We start from the raw sequence: 16594 nt of genomic DNA on the forward strand, positions 1-16594 counted from the left end.
GCCCGGCTGAGCGTCCGGCCGGGCGTCGGCTGGGCCCGGCTGGGCGTCGGTCGCGTCCGGCTGGGTCCGAGGTGCGCCCTGTCATCCTGGTCGCCGTGACCGCTGCCCCGCCGCTCGTCTTCGTCGCCGTCCTGGTCGGCGCCCTGCTGCCGTTCGTGCCGTTCCTCGGCCGCGTCGCCCGGATCGCCGCGACGATCGTGCACGAGGTGGGGCACTGCGTCGTGGTCGTGCCGTTCGGCGGACGCATCGAGCGGATCGACCTGCACCCGGACGGCTCCGGCGAGGCCTGGGTCCGACTCGGCCGCGTCCCCGCCTCGGTGCGGTGGGCGGTCCGGATCGCGAACCTGTTCGCTGGCTACAGTGCGCCGGTGTGGGCGGGTGTGCTGCTGCTCGCCGGGGTGCTGCACGGCTCCCGGTGGCTGCCGGTCGTGGTGCTCGGCGTGGTGGGGCTCGTCGCCCTGGCGTTCGTCCGGAACTGGTTCGGGCTGCTCGTGGTCGTCGGCTTCGACGCGCTCGCGCTCTGGGTGGCGCTGCGTCCCTCCGAGGCCACGGTGCTCGTCGTCGCCGGCGTCGGGGCGGCGTTCGTCGTGGACGGGGTCCGCTCGGTGGTCGCCGTCGCGCGGTGGCTGCTGACCGGAGCCCGCGTGCAGACGGACTTCCACATCGCAGCGGCCGAGATGCGCCTGCCCGCCGCGGTGTGGTTCGTGCTGTTCGTGGCCGTGAACGCCGTCGCGGTGTGGCTGGCCCGCGACCCGCTGCTCGTCGTGTGGGACACCCTGGCCACCGGCGTCCGCGCCCTGTTCTGACGCGCGGCACGGCAGCACGCCGGCAACGCGGGCGCGGGACCGCCGCTGCGGCACGCCCCGGTCCCCGGGCGTAACCGGGCGCCGCACAGCCCCCACGGCGGCCGTCGGGGTGCGAGAGTACCCGCACGACCCACACCCGGAGGGACCCCATGTCACACGACGGCCACGGCTTCACCACCGAACAGGTCCACGGCGGGTTCCGGCTCGACGCCGACCACGGCGCCCGGGTCCCCTCCGTGCACATGACCTCCGGCTTCCTGTTCGAGGACTTCGACCAGGCCCGCGACCGCTTCGCCGGCACCGACGACGGCTACACGTACACCCGCCTCGGCAACCCGACGAACGCCGACGTCGAACGGCGCATCGCTCTGCTCGAGCGCGGCGCCGAGGCGATCCTCGTCGCGAGCGGCCAGGCGGCGGCGACGGTCGCGTTCCTCGGCCTGCTGCAGGCCGGCGACCACGTCGTCAGCGCGCAGAGCATCTACGAGGGCACCCGCGGGCTGCTCCTGCAGAACCTCGGCCGGCTCGGCATCGAGGTGGACTTCGTCGCCGACGCCCGAGACCTCGACGCGTGGGCCGCGGCCGTCCGTCCGAACACGAAGGCCTTCTTCGCCGAGACCATCCCGAACCCGAAGAACGACGTGCTCGACATCGCCGGGGTCGCCGCCACCGCCCACCGCGCCGGGGTCCCGCTCGTGGTCGACAACACCCTCGCGACGCCGTACCTCGTCCGTCCGGTCGAGCACGGCGCCGACGTCGTCGTGCACTCCGCGTCGAAGTTCCTGTCCGGCCACGGGTCCGGCCTCGGCGGGGTCGTCGTGGACGCCGGCACGTTCGACTGGTCCGCCGCCCCGGAGCGGTGGACGCACCTGACGACACCCGAGCACGCCCTCGGCGGCCGCAGCTACGTCGACGTCCACGGCCCCCGCGCCTGGGTCGTGTACGCGCGGGACGTCATCGCGTCCCGCATCGGTCCGACGCCGTCGCCGTTCAACGCCTTCCTGCTCCGCCAGGGCATCGAGACCCTCAGCCTGCGCGTCGAGCGCCACTGCGCGAACTCGCTGGCGGTCGCCACCTGGCTGGACCAGCAGCCGGAGGTGACGAGCGTCGACCACGCGGGCCTCGCCTCCAGTCCGTACCACGACCTCGCCCAGCGCTACCTGCCCCGCGGAGCCGGGTCCGTCTTCGCCTTCACGCTCGCCGGCGGCGAGCCGGCGGCGCGGGCCTTCATCGACGCCGTCGAGCTGTTCAGCCGGATGACCCACCTGGGCGACGTCCGCTCGCTCGTCCTGCACCCCGCCACGACGACGCACGCCGGTCGGACGCCCGCCGAGCGGGCCGCGCAGGGCATCGACGACGGCCTGGTCCGCCTGTCCGTCGGGATCGAGGACGTCGCGGACCTGCTCCGCGACCTGGAGCGCGGGTTCGCCGCGGTCCGCAGGGTGGTCGGCTCCACGGCCGGCCGGGAGGCCCGTGGCGCGTCCGCCACGGGCCGTGCGGCGACGCAGGTGGCCTGAGATGGCGGACCTGCAGCACTTCGGGTACTTCTTCTCGCGGGGCTTCGGCCCACAGGCGTGGGGGCGGGCGGACTGGGACTGGGGCCACGACTGGACCAAGCCGGACCTGTACCAGCAGTCCGTCCGCGCGCTCGAGCAGGCCGGGATGGACCTGGTGATCGCCGAGGACGCGATCTCCCTCGGCAACCCGTCCACCCTGGACCTGCGGATCCGGCAGGCCTACGGCGGCCCGAAGCACGACCCGCTGCTGCTGGCGCCGTACCTGTTCGCCGCCACGTCGCACATCGGCATCGCTCCGACGGTGAACGCCGGGATCACCCCGCCGTACCTGGCCGCCCGGCAGGCCGCCACGCTCGCGCACCTGTCGTCGGACCGGTTCGGCCTGAACGTCGTCACGGACACCGGGAGTGCCCGCCACGTCGGCGCGGCGACGCTCCCCCACGACGCCGCGTACGACCGAGCCGAGGAGTGGATCACGCTGCTGCGGCGGCTCTGGCACTCGTGGGGCGACGGGTACGTCGGTTCCCGTGCCGACTGGCACTTCGCGGACGGGGACGCGCTCGACGCCTTCCACCACGAGGGCGCGTACTTCACCGCCGACGGACCGCTCAACGCACTGCCGCTCGACACGGACCCGGTCGTGGTCTCCCCCGGCGGCTCCGGACGCGGGCTCGGCTTCGCCGGGACGCACTCGGACGTGCAGCTCGCCCTCGCACCGCTGTCGGCCGCCGCCGTCCGGGAGTACCGCGCCCGCGTGCTCGCCGCCGCGGCGGACGCCGGTCGGAGCGCCGACGACGTGCGCGTGCTGTTCGTGGTGAAGCCGGTCCTCGTCGCCTCGGCGGAGGAGGCCGACCGGCTCGTCGACGCGTCCGCCCACCCGACCGACGAGGCACTGCTGGCCGCGGCCGTGGCGTGGTCGAGCGACTCGGAGACGGACCTGACCGTGCTCGACCTCGACGCGCCCGTGCCCGCCGGGACGTTCGGCGAGCACGTCTCCGCCGGGACGATCCGCGGCCTGCTCGGCGACACCCCGGACGCGCCGCTGCGGGAGCTCCTGACCCGGAAGGCACGGCTCGGGCGGCTGCGCACCCGGGACGGGTTCGTCGGCACGGCCGAGGAGTTCGCGGACTTCGCCGAGGAGCTCGGCGCCGACGCCGACAACGACGGGTTCATCCTGTCCGGCGACCTGCACCCGGCTCAGGTGTACCGGATGACGGGCGACCTCGTCCCCGTGCTCCGGCGCCGCGGGCTGCTGCGGCGGGAGTACGGGGACGGGGGTCTGCGGGGGAACCTGTTCGACTTCTAGTGGCGGACGGGCTCGAGGACGTTGGACTCCTCGACGTCGCGGACGTCCGCGGCGGTGCGGAGGATCTCCTCCCGCGGGGACGCCGAGGCGATCGCCCAGAAGTACACCACGAGCGAGAACACGGCCACGACGACGATGTCCACCCAGAGCGGGAACAGCACGACCGGCGCGGTGGTGTTGAAGTCACTGAAGTAGACGATGAGTCCCATCCCGACCAGGTACGGCAGCAGCCACTGCGCCGCCTTCCAGTCCCACCGGGGGCGGACGCTGGTCGCACCGCGGAACACGTTGTTCAGGACGATGACGACCGCGCCGATGAGGATCGCGACGCCGAGCTTCCAGTCGGTGTCCCACCCGGTCCACAGGATGATCAGGTTGGCGATGATGAAGGCCACCGGCGACAGGACCGACGCGATCGGCATCCGGTAGGGGCGCTCGACCTCCGGGATGCGCTTCCGGAACGCCCCGAGGGCCAGCGGCGCCCCGGCGTACATGAGCACCGACGCGCTCGTGATGAGGCTGACGAGCCCCTGCCACGACGGGAACGGGGCGAAGCACGCGCAGCCGACGACGAAAGCGGTCACGAGGCCGACCCACGGCACGCCGGCCTTCGTCGTCCACTCGAACGCCTTCGGGAAGTAGCCGTTGCGGCTCAGGCCGTACGAGATGCGCGTCGTCGCGGTCACGTAGATCAGGCCGGTGCCCGCCGGGGAGATGATCGCGTCGACGAAGATGACCACCGCGAGCCAGGTCAGCCCCGCGGCCATCGCGATGTCGGCGAACGGGCCGGTGTACTTCGTGAAGTCGGCGGTCGCCCACGAGCCCTGCACCGCCCCGGACTGCAGCGCGCCGAGGAACACGACCTGGAGCAGCAGGTAGATCACCAGCCCGATGACCACGGAGCCGATGACGGCGCGGGGGATGTCGCGCTTCGGGTTCTTCGCCTCGCCTGCGAGCTGGTCCGCCTGCTCGAAGCCGAGGAACGCGAAGATGATGCCCGAGGTCGACACCGCGGCGAGGATGCCCTTCGCGCCCTGCGGCAGGAAGCCGTCCGCCGCCGTGAAGTTCTCGCCGTGGAAGCCGCTGAAGGCCAGCACGATGATGACGAGCAGCGGGATCGCGACCTTCCACCAGGTCGCGGCGGAGTTCGTGTTCGCCAGGATCCGGACGCTCAGCAGGTTGATCACCGTGACGACGGCCATCAGGACGATCGCGACGGCGATCCCCGCACCGGTCAGCAGCTGCTGCGTCTCGCCGCCCACGACGACGGTGTGCAGCCACGGGTGGGCGAACTGCCAGTGCTGCGCGTACTTGATCATCGCCTCGACCTCGATCGGGGCGACCGTGACGGACTGCAGCCAGGAGAACCAGCCGAACGACGCGCCGGCGACCCCGCCGAAGGCGATGTGCGGGAAGCGGGCCGTGCCGCCGGCGATCGGGAACATGCCGCCGAGCTCGGCGTGCACGAGCGCGAGGACGAGGACGGCGACCCCGCCGATCACCCACGAGATGATCGCGGCCGGGCCGGCGGTCTTCAGGGCCTCCTGCGACCCGAACAGCCAGCCGGAGCCGATGATCGATCCGGTCGAGGCCCAGATGAGCCCGATGAAACCGACGTTGCGCTTGAGGCCGGAGTCCGGCAGCGCCTGGGTCGTGGTGGTGTCCACTGCAGCTCCGTTCGACGGGGCGACCCCATCGGACGGAGTCGCGCGTCACGATGCTGGCACTGCGCGGGCCCCGGTGGCGGATTGTTTAACACGATGGAAACAAGAGCACTGTACAATCCCACAGCCTTCCGGCCGGACGGGTCAGGACTTCTTGCTGCGCTTCTTCTTGCTGTGCTTCTCCTTGCCCTTTCCCTTGTCCTTCTTCGTCTTCCCGTCCTTCTTCTTGCCCTGCTCCTCGTCCTGCTTCTTGCCCGGTTTCTTCTTGTCGGACTTCTTCTTCTTCTGCTGCTTCTCGACGTCCTGATCCTTCTCGCCGCCGAGCTCGGTGTCGTCCGGCGCCCCCGGCTCGGCGAGCACCACGACACTGCCGGTCTCCGCGACCGCCTCGACCGGCGCCTCGGTCACCTCGGGCGCCAGCGCGTCGTCCACCCGCTCGACGATGATCTCCGCACCGTCCTCAGCGAGCCGGAGCAGCGCCTGGGCCGCACGCACCCGCGTCGTCGTCCGCCGCGCGAGCACGTCGGACCGTGCCCCCTCGAGGAACGCGCGCAGGCTCCGCTCGACGCCCGACCGACCCCGCGGCGCCGCACGGTCGAGCCGGTCGAGCTCCCCGGCCACCCCGGCCGCGTCGTCGGCGACGGCTTCGTCCCGGACCGCGTCGACCAGCGCAGCGACCGCACCCGCTGCACGCTCGACCGCGGGCGACCGCTGGTCCAGGACGACGAGCATCTCGAACACCGACCCGTACGACAGGGTCTCGAGGCGCACGGGCTCGGCGCCGCGACCCCGGAGCACCAGCCGAGACTCCGGCGTCGGCAGCCACGCGACGACGGCCGCGACCGAGGCCACCGACCCGACGATCCGCTCGTACTCCGCCAACCCCACGCGTTCCTGCTCTCGCAGCCGGACACGGATCGCGATCTCCTGCACCACGCGACACACCCTCTCGTGCACCGGTCCGGGTCCCTCCCGAACCTGATCCGGACAGTAGTCGCCAGCGCTCCCGGGAACAGCGAACGCCCCGGCATCGTCCAGGGGACGACGACGGGGCGTTCAGACAACACCAGCGCCTTTGCGGGCACTGACCCTTTGCGGGCACTGACCCTTCACGGGCACTGAGCCTTGAGGAGCACTGAGCCTTGAGGAGCACTGCGACAGCGGCTCGACGTCCGGCGATCGGTGGAGATGGGGGGAATCGAACCCCCGTCCATCGCTGCGCTTCGACGTCTTCTACGGGCGTATCCGGATGAGGCGTTCTGCTCGGCTCCGTCCTTTGCTACCGGCTTCTAGAACGACGAGCCCAGTCTCAGTGCAAGTCCCGCACGGCCCTGAGGCGCAACCGTGCAGCAAGTCCTCTGGATGACGCCGGGATCAGGTTAGGGGACGGTCACCTGGCCGACGGACTTCATGTGCTGGGCTGCTTACGCAGCGAGAGCGAAGTCAGTGCGCTTGGAATTGGCACTTGTTGTTTTCCACGGATCGTTCACGAGATGACCGTGGGTCCTCGGCCCGCTTCCCGTCGGCACACAGGCAATGTCGAAACCGATCATCCCCGTACAGGCCGGAACGTGCGAGCCGCTGTCGCGCTGTGGAGTTGTCAAGTGCTCCGGATCGGAGCGGTCCCCCAGTCTAGCCGACGAAGGGGAGGTCTGTCACTCGCCGAGGCGGTTCCGCGAGCGCATCGCCCGCTCGGCCTCGCGCTTGTCGGTCTTCTCCCGAAGCGCCTGACGCTTGTCGAACTCGCGCTTGCCCTTGGCGACCGCGATCTCGACCTTCGCGCGACCGTCGTGGAAGTAGATCTGCAGCGGGACCAGCGTGTAGCCGCCCTGCGCTGTCTTGTGCGAGATCTTCACGATCTGCTGCTTGTGCAGGAGCAGCTTGCGCTTCCGCCGCGGCGTGTGGTTGTTCCACGTGCCCTCGGTGTACTCGGGGATGTGCACGGCGTCGAGCCAGGCTTCCCCGGCGTCGATGAAGGCGTAGCCGTCGACGAGCGAGGCCCGCCCCTCGCGGAGCGACTTCACCTCGGTCCCGGACAGGACCATGCCGGCCTCGTACGTGTCCTCGATCAGGTAGTCGTGGCGCGCGCGACGGTTCGTCGCCACGATCTTCTCGCCGCGTTCCTTCGCCATGGTGTTCCCTTCCGAGGTGCTGGTCCTGCTGCCCGTCCTGGCGCAGCCTTCCAGCCTAGTGAACAGCGACGGGGCCGCGCACCTTCCCGGCGCGTCGACCCCGTCCCGCGTGGCGTGTGGGCGATCAGACCCGGAGGTACCGCCGGATCGCGATGGACGCCGAGATGCCCGCGAGCAGCACACCCACGACGATCACGGCCGGTACGACGACCGCGGCGTCGGACATGCCGATGAAGGACGTCTGCGGGAACCGCTGGGACAGGTAGTTCCGGACGAAGAACCAGACCACCGCCAGGATCGCGCCACCCGACAGGACCGCGCCGATCGCCGCGGCGATGACCCCCTCGAGCACGAACGGGGTCTGGATGAACCGGTTCGACGCTCCCACCAGCCGCATGATGCCGAGCTCGCGCCGTCGACTGAACGCGGAGAGCCGGATCGTGGTGGCGATGAGCAGGACGGCGGCGACGAGCATGAGCGACGCGATGCCGATCGCCGTGTACGACGAGGCGTTCAGCAGGTTGAAGATCGGCTGCAGGTAGCCGCGCTGGTCGACGACGCTCTGCACACCGGCGACCTTCGACAGGCTCTCCTGGAGCACGTCGGCCTGCGACGGGTTCTTCAGGTTCACCCAGATGGTCTCGTTGAGGTACTCCGGCTTGACGAACTCAGTCGCCGGCGAGTCCTTGAACTGCTGCTTGAACCGGTCGTACGCCTGCGCCTGGTCCTCGAAGTACGTCTTCTCGATGTACGGCTTGAGGGTCGACGAGTCGAGCTGCGCCTCGACCTGCTGCCGCTGCTCGTCCGTGACCTTCGCCCCGGTGCAGTTGCCCGTGGTGTCGGTGTCCGTGCAGAGGTACACCGCGACCTGGGCCCGGTCGTACCAGTAGCCCTTCATCTGGTTGATCTGCATCTGGAGCAGGATCGCCGTGCCGACGAAGGTCAGCGAGATGAAGGTCACGAGGACGACGGACACCACCATCGAGACGTTCCGGCGCAGACCGGACCCGACCTCGGACATGACCAGCCCGAGCCTCATCGGATGAGCCCCGGGATCGTCTGGATGCCGGTGGTGTTCGAGACGCCGGCGCCGCGCTGCACGGGGATCGCCTGCGTCTGGTACCCGCCGGACTGCTCGTCACGGAGGATCGTGCCGTTGGAGAGCTCGATCACCCGGCGCTGCATCTGGTTCACGATGCTGGCGTCGTGCGTCGCCATGAGCACGGTGGTGCCTCCCTGGTTGATGCGTTCGAGGAGCGCCATGATGCCGGCCGAGGTCGTCGGGTCGAGGTTGCCCGTCGGCTCGTCGGCGAGCAGGACCGCGGGCTTGTTCACGACCGCGCGGGCGATCGCGACACGCTGCTGCTCACCACCGGAGAGCTCGTGCGGCATGCGCGTCGCCTTGCCGGCGAGCCCGACGAGCTTGAGCACGTCGGTGACGGCCTCGCTGATGAAGCCCTTGCTCTTGCCGATCACCTGCAGCGAGAACGCGACGTTGTCGAAGACGTTCTTGTTCGGCAGCAGGCGGAAGTCCTGGAACACCACGCCGAGGTTGCGACGGAAGTAGGGGACCTTGCGCGACGACAGGGCGCCCAGGCGTTGCCCGAGCACGTGGATCTGCCCCCGGGAGGGCTTCTCCTCCTTGAGGACGAGACGCAGGAAGCTCGACTTGCCGGAGCCGGAGGCACCGACGAGGAAGACGAACTCACCCTTGAGGATCTCGAGGGAGACGTCGTCGAGCGCCGGACTCGGGTTGCCCGAGTAGACCTTGGTGACGTGGTCGAATTTGATCATGACCGGATCAGGGTAGGTCGCCCGGTCCGGAAATCCACCGAGGCGCGCGGCTCAGGTCCGCCGCGGCGGCCCTCAGTCGTCGTCGCCCTGCTTGCGCCAGCGGATGCCCGCGTTGATGAAGCCGTCCAGGTCGCCGTCGAACACGGCTGAGGGGTTGTTCACCTCGTGCTCGGTCCGCAGGTCCTTGACCATCTGGTACGGCGCGAGGACGTACGAGCGGATCTGGTCGCCCCAGCTCGCGGTGATGTTGCCCGCCAGCTCCTTCTTCTTCGCGTTCTCCTCTTCCTGCTTCAGCAGGAGCAGGCGCGACTGCAGGACGCGCATGGCCGCGGCACGGTTCTGGATCTGCGACTTCTCGTTCTGCATCGAGACGACGGTGCCGGTCGGGATGTGGGTCAGGCGGACGGCGGAGTCGGTCGTGTTGACCGACTGCCCACCGGGTCCCGAGGACCTGAAGACGTCGACGCGGATGTCGTTCTCGGGGATGTCGATGACCGCGGTCTCCGGCATGAGCGGGATGACCTCGACCGCCGCGAAGGAGGTCTGGCGCTTGCCGGCGGCGCCGAACGGCGACATCCGGACCAGGCGGTGCGTGCCGGCCTCGACCGACAGGGTGCCGAACGCGTGCGGCGCGTCGACCTCGAACGTGGCGGACTTGATGCCCGCCTCCTCCGCGTAGGAGGTGTCCATCACGGTGGTCTTGTACCCGTGCTGCTCGGCGTAGCGCAGGTACATGCGGAGGAGCATCTCGGCGAAGTCCGCCGCGTCGACCCCGCCGGCACCCGCACGGATCGTGATCACCGCGGGGCGGTCGTCGTACTCGCCGTCGAGGAGCGTCTGCACCTCGAGGTCGCTCATCGTCTCCTGGATGGCCTTGAGCTCGGCGGCGGCCTCGTCCGCGGACTCCTGGTCGTCGGCCTCGTTCGCCATCTCGACGAGGACCTCGAGGTCGTCGATGCGCTGCTCGGTGTCGGTGATCTTCCGCAGCTCGGCCTGCCGGTGCGAGAGCGCGCTGGTCACCTGCTGCGCGTGCTCGACGTCGTCCCAGAGGTCCTGGGCACCCGCCTGCTCGCTGAGTTCGGCGATCTCACGCTGCAGGCGGTCGACGTCGACCACCGAGCGGATGTTGCCGAACGTCTCGCGGAGGGCGGAGAGCTGCTCGGAGAAGTCCAGTTCGACCATGGTCACCGATCCTACCGGCGTGCGTCCGGGGCCGCCGACCGGGAGGCACGCCCCACCGCCGCCACGCCGGTCGCGTCCGACGCCGCCTACCCTGGTCGGATGGTCTCACGACGCGACGCCGCCGTCCGGCTCGACATCCCCCTGGAGATGGCGACCCGGCACGGGCTCCCCGCCCACCTCTCCGAGGCGGAGCTGTCGGCGATCGAGTCGGACCCGCCCGCCTGGCTCGTGCAGTCGCGGGCGAACCGGACGGGGGCGAGGAAGGTCTGGACGGACCTCACCTGCTCGATCTGCGGGGACACCGAGACGGCCCGACCGAAGAAGTGGTGGCCGGAGTGGACGCTGCTCGTGTGCGACCGGCACGACCCCGCGGACGCGCCGGCACCGGCACCGGGACACGCCCGGTACGCCGTGCACGGGGTGGGAACCAGGTTCGTCGCGCTCGTCGACGAACCGGCCTGACCGCCGGAAGCAGCGTCGGCGGGTCTCAGCTGCATCGGGGTCAGCGGCCGAGCGCGGGCGTGCGTGCGGCCATCCCCGCGGCACCGGCCCGGGCGACCGCGTCCGGCAGCGCGGCGAGGAACGCGTCGACGTCGGCCTGCGTCGAGGTGTGTCCGAGCGTGATGCGCAGCGCGCCGCGGGCGTCCTGCTCGGAGAGCCCCATCGCGAGCAGCACGTGCGAGGCCTCCGGCACGCCGGCCTGGCACGCCGAACCGGTGGACACCGCGACCCCGGCGGCGTCGAGCAGGAACAGCAGCGAGTCGCCCTCGCAGCCCGGGAACGTGAAGTGCGCGTTGCCCGGCAGCCGGTCGACCGGGTCACCCATCAACCGCGCGGACGGGACGGCCCGCTGCACACCGGCCACGAGCCGGTCCCGCAGGGCCCCGAGGTCCGTGTGTGCGGTGGACGCGGCGACGCCGAACGCGACCGCGGCCGACGCGTCCTGGGTGCCGCTCCGGACCTGCCGTTGCTGGCCGCCGCCGTGGATCAGGGGCTCGACCGTGGCACGGCGTCCGAGGACGAGCGCACCGATGCCGACCGGTCCGCCGATCTTGTGTGCCGACACGCTCAGCGCGTCGAGCCCGGAGTCCCGGAACGAGACCGGCACCTGGCCGTACGCGGCGACGGCGTCGCTGTGCACCGGCACGCCCGCGGCGTGCGCGGTCTCCACGATGCGACGCACCGGCTGCAGGGTGCCGACCTCGTTGTTCGCCCACAGGAACGTGACCAGGGCGACGTCCGTGGCGTCCGCGAGTCGTGCCTCCAGGCCGGCGAGGTGGACGCGACCCTGCGCGTCCAACGGGACCACGTCGACGACCGCTCCCTCGTGGCGCTCGAGCCACTCCACGGTGTCGACCGTCGCGTGGTGCTCCCCCGCCGGGACGACGATCCGCGGCCGTGGGCGGTCCTGCTGGCGGGCCCAGTACAGGCCCTTCACGGCGAGGTTGATGCTCTCGGTGCCGCCGGAGGTGAAGACGACCTCGACCGGCTCGGCGTCGAGCGACGCCGCGACGGCGGCGCGGCCGTCCTCGAGCAGCATCTTCGCGCGCTGTCCGGCGCTGTGGATCGACGACGGGTTCCCGACGGTGCCGAGCGCGTCGGTGTACGCGGCGAGCGCTGCGGGCAGCATCGGCGTCGTCGCGGCGTGGTCGAGGTAGACGGGCACGGGACTTCCTGGACGTGGGCGGCGGGGCGCGCGGTGGCCCCCGGTCGAGCGTGTCCAGGATACGCGCGGCCTCTCGTACCCTGGGTGGCATGCAGGAGACCGCGATCGACGAGACCCCCGGCTTCCGCCTCGGCGACGGCGAGCCGCGGTTCTCGGTCCGTTCCACGGACGCGACCGCCGTGACCCTGGTCGTGCAGCGCCCCGGTGACGCGCAGCCGACGTGGTACCCGCTCGAGCCGGTCACGGGGACGGACCGCTGGGCGGCCGCCACCCCCGACGTCCGACCGGGCGACCGCTACCACCTGCTCGTGGACGGACCGGACGGGCCGCGGCACGGGTTCGACGCGTCGCGACCGCTGCTCGACCCGTACGCCCGCGGGATCGTGCGTGCCGACGCCGGCTCCGGCGGCGGCTCCGGCTCCGGCGCTGGCTCTGGCTCTGGCTCTGGCTCTGGCTCTCCGCGCTGGACGAGCGAGGTCGTCGACGACGCGTTCGACTGGGGCGGTGTGGTGAAGCCGGTCGTGCCGCTCGACCGGGCCGTCGTGTACGAGGCGAACGTCCGCACGCTGACCGCGGCGAACCCGCACGTGCCCGAGCACCTGCGCGGGACCTACGCGGGCGTGGCCCACCCGAGCACGATCGCGCACCTGCACCGCATCGGCGTCACGACGATCGAGCTGCTGCCCGTGCACGCGTTCGACTCCGAGGCGTGGCTCCGCGACGCCGGGCGGGAGAACGCGTGGGGGTACAACTCCCTCGGCTTCTTCGCCCCGCACGCCGCGCACGCCTCCGCCGAGGCACGGGCCGCCGGCGCCTCCGGGGTCCTGCGGGAGTTCAAGGGCATGGTCCGGCTCCTGCACGAGGCCGGGCTCCAGGTCGTGCTCGACGTCGTCTACAACCACACCGCAGAAGAGGGCCTGGGCGGTCCCACCTCGTCGCTCCGCGGACTCGACGGCGCGTCCCACTACCGGTGGACCCCGGACGGCGACGCCTACTACGACACGACCGGGTGCGGGAACACGCTGAACACCTCGACGGACGCCGCCGCCGACCTCGTCGTCGACAGCCTCCGCTACTGGGCGCGCGAGGTCCAGGTCGACGGCTTCCGGTTCGACCTGATGGCCGCGCTCGCCCGCGACGACCGCCACGAGTTCGACGTGGCGCACCCGCTGCTCGACCGGATCCGCCGGCACCCCGACCTGCAGGACGTGCTCGTCGTCGCCGAGCCGTGGGACGTCGGACCGGACGGCTGGCGCACCGGGGCGTTCGGCACCCGGACGAGCGAGTGGAACGACGGCTTCCGGAACACCGTGCGGCAGTTCTGGCTGACGGACATCGCCGAGGAACGGCGGAACGGTGCGCCCTCCGCGGGGATCGGAGCGCTCGCCGGGGCGCTGACGGGGTCGCGTGCGCTGTTCGGTCCGGACCGCGGTCCGACGGCGAGCGTGAACTTCGTCACCGCCCACGACGGCTTCACCCTGCTCGACCTGGTCTCGCACGACCGCAAGCACAACGAGGCGAACGGCGAGGAGAACCGCGACGGGTCGGACGACAACCGCTCGTTCAACCACGGCATCGAGGGCGACACCGCCGACCGCGGGGTGCGCGCCGCCCGGGGTCGGTCGATGCGGAACCTCGTCGGCACGCTCATGCTGTCCGCCGGCGTCCCGATGCTCACCGCCGGCGACGAGCGGAGCCGCACGCAGCACGGCAACAACAACGCGTACGTCGTGTCCGAGGACCTGACGCCCGTCGACTGGTCCGACGACGAGGACGCCGAGTCGATGACCGAGGCGGTCGCCGCACTCGCCCGGCTCCGGGCCGCGCACCCGGCGCTCCGTCCCACCCGCTACGGCGTCGAGGGGCAGGAGACCGCGGGAGCGACGCGGATGTCCTGGTACGGGCCGGACGGCGGTGCGATGACCCCCGAGGGGTGGGACCAGCCGATCCACCGTGCGGTGCAGTGGTTCGCCGAGTCGACCCCGGTGCACGAGCCGGCCGACCGGGTGCTCGTCGTCGTGCACGGCAGCGGGCGGACGCGGGACCTGACGCTGCCGGTCCGCGACGACGTCGTCGGGTACCGCCTGGCCTGGTCGAGCGAGAAGCACCGGGACCACGAGCGGGTCCGCCCTGCCGGGCAGGTGTTCACCGCCTACGGCCCGGGCATCCACGTGTTCGAGGTGGCGTAGGGCGCCTGGGGCCGATCCGCGCGTCGGGCCGGGCGCCTTCCGGTACCGATCCGCGCGTCGGAGGCGGTCCCGAGCGTCGGAGGACGATCCGCTCGTCGGAGGTCGTTCCTTCCGACTCCCGATGCGCGGATCGGCTTCCCACGTCGGCTGCGATGGGCAGGAACGTGCACGGCGCCGTCCTCCTCCACAGGCCGCACGGCGCGCCCGGTCGTGCACAGGCCGCGTCTTCCGGGGAACGCTGGCCCCGCAGCCGGGTAGCGTCGGCTCCGTGGCCACTGCAGACCGACCCCGCCGACCGAAGATCGGGCGCATCCCGATCACCCGACTCACGCCGACGACCCCGAACGGGTTCCCGTCGAAGGCCTTCGACGGCGAGGTGATCACGTTCGGTGCGACCGTCTTCCGCGAGGGACACGGGGTCATCGGCGCCGACCTCGTGCTGGAGCGCCCCGACGGCGGCACCCGCACCGTCCCGATGACCTTGGTGGGCGCCGGCACCGACCGGTACGAGGCGACCGTGCAGGTCGACCACACGGGCGTCTGGACGTGGCACGTCGAGTCGTTCTCCGACGACTGGGCGACCTGGATCCACGGGGCACGCCTGAAGATCGCCGCCGGGGTGGACACCGAGGCCACGCTCCTCGACGGGGCGGTGCTGCTCGACCGGCTCGCGGCGGAGACCGACTCGACCGCCGCCGCGCGTGCCGCCGAGCGGGTCCGGGACACCGAGCTCGACCCGGCCGAACGACTCGCCGCCGTCGACGACCCGCGGATCACCGGCGAGGTCGAGGACGCACCGCTCACCTCGCTCCGCACGCACTCCCCCACCCAGCTGCTCGACGTCGAGCGCACCCGCGCCGGTGTCGGCGCCTGGTACGAGTTCTTCCCCCGGAGCGAGGGCGCGAAGAAGAACCCCGACGGGTCGTGGAAGAGCGGCGACTTCCGCACCGCGGCCCGACGTCTGCCCGCGGTGGCCCGCATGGGCTTCGACGTCGTCTACCTGCCGCCGATCCACCCGATCGGCACCACCGCACGCAAGGGCCCGAACAACACGCTGACCCCTGGTCCGAACGACCCCGGCAGCCCGTGGGCGATCGGCGGGCCGGAGGGCGGTCACGACGCGATCCACCCGGACCTGGGGACCGAGGACGACTTCCGCGACTTCGTCGAGACGGCGAAGAACACCGGGATGGAGGTCGCGCTCGACTTCGCCCTGCAGTGCTCCCCCGACCACCCCTGGGTGCAGGCGCACCCGGAGTGGTTCACGGTCCGCGCCGACGGGTCCATCGCCACCGCCGAGAACCCGCCGAAGCGCTACCAGGACATCTACCCGATCCAGTTCGACTCCGACCCCGAGGGCATCGTCACCGAGGTCCTCCGGGTCCTCCGGCACTGGATCGCCTTCGGTGTCCGGATCTTCCGCGTCGACAACCCGCACACCAAGCCGCTGTGGTTCTGGGAGCGGGTCATCCGCGAGGTCCGCGACGAGCACCCCGAGACCGTGTTCCTGGCCGAGGCGTTCACCCGCCCGGCGATGATGCGTGCCCTGGCCGAGGCCGGGTTCCAGCAGTCCTACACGTACTTCACGTGGCGGAACACGAAGGACGAGATCGAGGACTACTTCACCGAGCTCAGCCACGAGACGAGCGCCTACCTGCGCCCGAACCTCTTCGTGAACACGCCGGACATCCTCACCGAGTACCTGCAGTTCGGCGGCCGTGCCGGCTACAAGGTGCGCGCAGCGCTCGCCGCGACGGGGGCGCCGACCTGGGGCATGTACGCCGGGTACGAGCTCTTCGAGGACGTCGCCCGCCCGGGCTCCGAGGAGAACATCGACAACGAGAAGTACGAGTACAAGCCCCGTGACTTCGCCCTGGCCGAGGCCGAGGGGGCGAGCCTGGCGCCCTACGTGACGATGCTCAACCGGTTCCGGCAGGCACACCCCGCGCTCCGGCAGTTGCGCAACCTGCACGTGCACGCGGCAGAGGACCCGGCGATCGTCGTGTACTCGAAGCACCTGCCCGGCGAGTTCATCCGTTCCGGCCGCGCCGACACGGTGATCGTCGTGGCGAACGTCGACCCGCACTCTGCCCGCGAGACGACGGTGCACCTCGACCTCGCTGCCCTGGGACTACCGACCGAGCAGCCGTTCGACGTCCGCGACGTCGTGACCGGCCAGCGTTGGGTGTGGGGCTCGTCGAACTACGTCCGCCTGGACGCGTTCCAAGAGCCCGTGCACCTGCTCGTCGTGGAGGGACCCCACCGATGACCGACCGCGACCCGAAGGGGACCCCGCCGATGGGTGCCGACCAACCGACCTCCGCCAGCGCTCCTGACA

13 protein-coding genes and 1 other RNA gene are annotated in these 16594 nt (G+C 71.3%); 6 read left to right on the top strand and 8 right to left on the bottom strand.

The window, feature by feature from the left end; translation table 11 throughout:
* Positions 1 to 95: 95 nt before the first annotated feature.
* The 3 genes from LQK89_RS09855 (at position 96) to LQK89_RS09865 (ending at position 3629) form a co-directional block, all read left to right on the top strand.
* On the top strand, positions 96 to 806 hold the full coding sequence (locus tag LQK89_RS09855; RefSeq protein WP_231048997.1) for a M50 family metallopeptidase: 711 nt from the start codon (positions 96 to 98) through the stop codon (positions 804 to 806).
* A gap of 149 nt (positions 807 to 955) precedes the next feature.
* Positions 956 to 2323, top strand: a complete 1368-nt coding sequence (locus tag LQK89_RS09860; protein ID WP_231048998.1) for an O-acetylhomoserine aminocarboxypropyltransferase/cysteine synthase family protein — start codon at positions 956 to 958, stop codon at positions 2321 to 2323.
* A gap of 1 nt (position 2324) precedes the next feature.
* Positions 2325 to 3629 carry an LLM class flavin-dependent oxidoreductase gene (locus LQK89_RS09865; RefSeq protein ID WP_231048999.1) on the top strand — a complete coding sequence of 435 codons (1305 nt, stop codon included), beginning with the start codon at positions 2325 to 2327 and terminating at the stop codon, positions 3627 to 3629.
* On the opposite strand, the gene LQK89_RS09870 is transcribed toward LQK89_RS09865, so the two are convergent.
* From LQK89_RS09870 to prfB, 7 genes are all read right to left on the bottom strand, one after another.
* Complete coding sequence (locus tag LQK89_RS09870; RefSeq protein ID WP_231049000.1) at positions 3626 to 5296, bottom strand: APC family permease; 1671 nt, start codon at positions 5294 to 5296, stop codon at positions 3626 to 3628. The two genes, LQK89_RS09865 and LQK89_RS09870, sit on opposite strands and share 4 nt — an antisense overlap.
* Before the next feature lie 141 nt (positions 5297 to 5437).
* On the bottom strand, positions 5438 to 6229 hold the full coding sequence (locus tag LQK89_RS09875; protein ID WP_231049001.1) for a hypothetical protein: 792 nt from the start codon (positions 6227 to 6229) through the stop codon (positions 5438 to 5440).
* Positions 6230 to 6473: 244 nt separating this feature from the next.
* Positions 6474 to 6850: a transfer-messenger RNA gene (ssrA, locus tag LQK89_RS09880) on the bottom strand.
* Positions 6851 to 6948: 98 nt separating this feature from the next.
* Entirely contained in the window at positions 6949 to 7425 is a 477-nt protein-coding gene (gene smpB / locus LQK89_RS09885; protein WP_058740695.1) for an SsrA-binding protein SmpB, read from the bottom strand.
* A 124-nt stretch (positions 7426 to 7549) separates the two neighbouring features.
* The gene (gene ftsX / locus LQK89_RS09890) at positions 7550 to 8464 is read right to left on the bottom strand and encodes a permease-like cell division protein FtsX (protein WP_058740696.1); all 915 of its coding nucleotides are present in this window, start codon (positions 8462 to 8464) and stop codon (positions 7550 to 7552) included.
* Positions 8461 to 9219 (bottom strand): cell division ATP-binding protein FtsE, encoded by a 759-nt coding sequence (gene ftsE, locus LQK89_RS09895; protein WP_058740697.1) that lies wholly within the window; start codon positions 9217 to 9219, stop codon positions 8461 to 8463. Before ftsE ends, ftsX begins: the two co-directional genes overlap by 4 nt.
* Positions 9220 to 9291: 72 nt before the next feature.
* Entirely contained in the window at positions 9292 to 10401 is a 1110-nt protein-coding gene (prfB, locus tag LQK89_RS09900) for a peptide chain release factor 2 (protein ID WP_175325959.1), read from the bottom strand.
* Between the two features lie 99 nt (positions 10402 to 10500).
* Between prfB and LQK89_RS09905 the strand changes: the two genes are divergently transcribed.
* The gene (locus tag LQK89_RS09905) at positions 10501 to 10863 is read left to right on the top strand and encodes a hypothetical protein (RefSeq protein ID WP_144800916.1); all 363 of its coding nucleotides are present in this window, start codon (positions 10501 to 10503) and stop codon (positions 10861 to 10863) included.
* A 40-nt stretch (positions 10864 to 10903) separates the two neighbouring features.
* Here LQK89_RS09905 and LQK89_RS09910 read toward each other — a convergent pair whose 3' ends face one another.
* Positions 10904 to 12067 (bottom strand): cysteine desulfurase family protein, encoded by a 1164-nt coding sequence (locus LQK89_RS09910; RefSeq protein WP_231049002.1) that lies wholly within the window; start codon positions 12065 to 12067, stop codon positions 10904 to 10906.
* An 89-nt stretch (positions 12068 to 12156) separates the two neighbouring features.
* Here LQK89_RS09910 and glgX point away from each other — a divergent pair, with 89 nt between their 5' ends.
* On the top strand, positions 12157 to 14256 hold the full coding sequence (gene glgX / locus LQK89_RS09915; RefSeq protein ID WP_231049003.1) for a glycogen debranching protein GlgX: 2100 nt from the start codon (positions 12157 to 12159) through the stop codon (positions 14254 to 14256).
* A 268-nt stretch (positions 14257 to 14524) separates the two neighbouring features.
* Entirely contained in the window at positions 14525 to 16525 is a 2001-nt protein-coding gene (locus tag LQK89_RS09920) for an alpha-1,4-glucan--maltose-1-phosphate maltosyltransferase (protein WP_204622584.1), read from the top strand.
* The last annotated feature ends 69 nt before the right edge of the window (positions 16526 to 16594 follow it).

The organism is Curtobacterium sp. C1 (genome assembly GCF_021049325.1).
GTDB lineage: Bacteria > Actinomycetota > Actinomycetes > Actinomycetales > Microbacteriaceae > Curtobacterium > Curtobacterium citreum.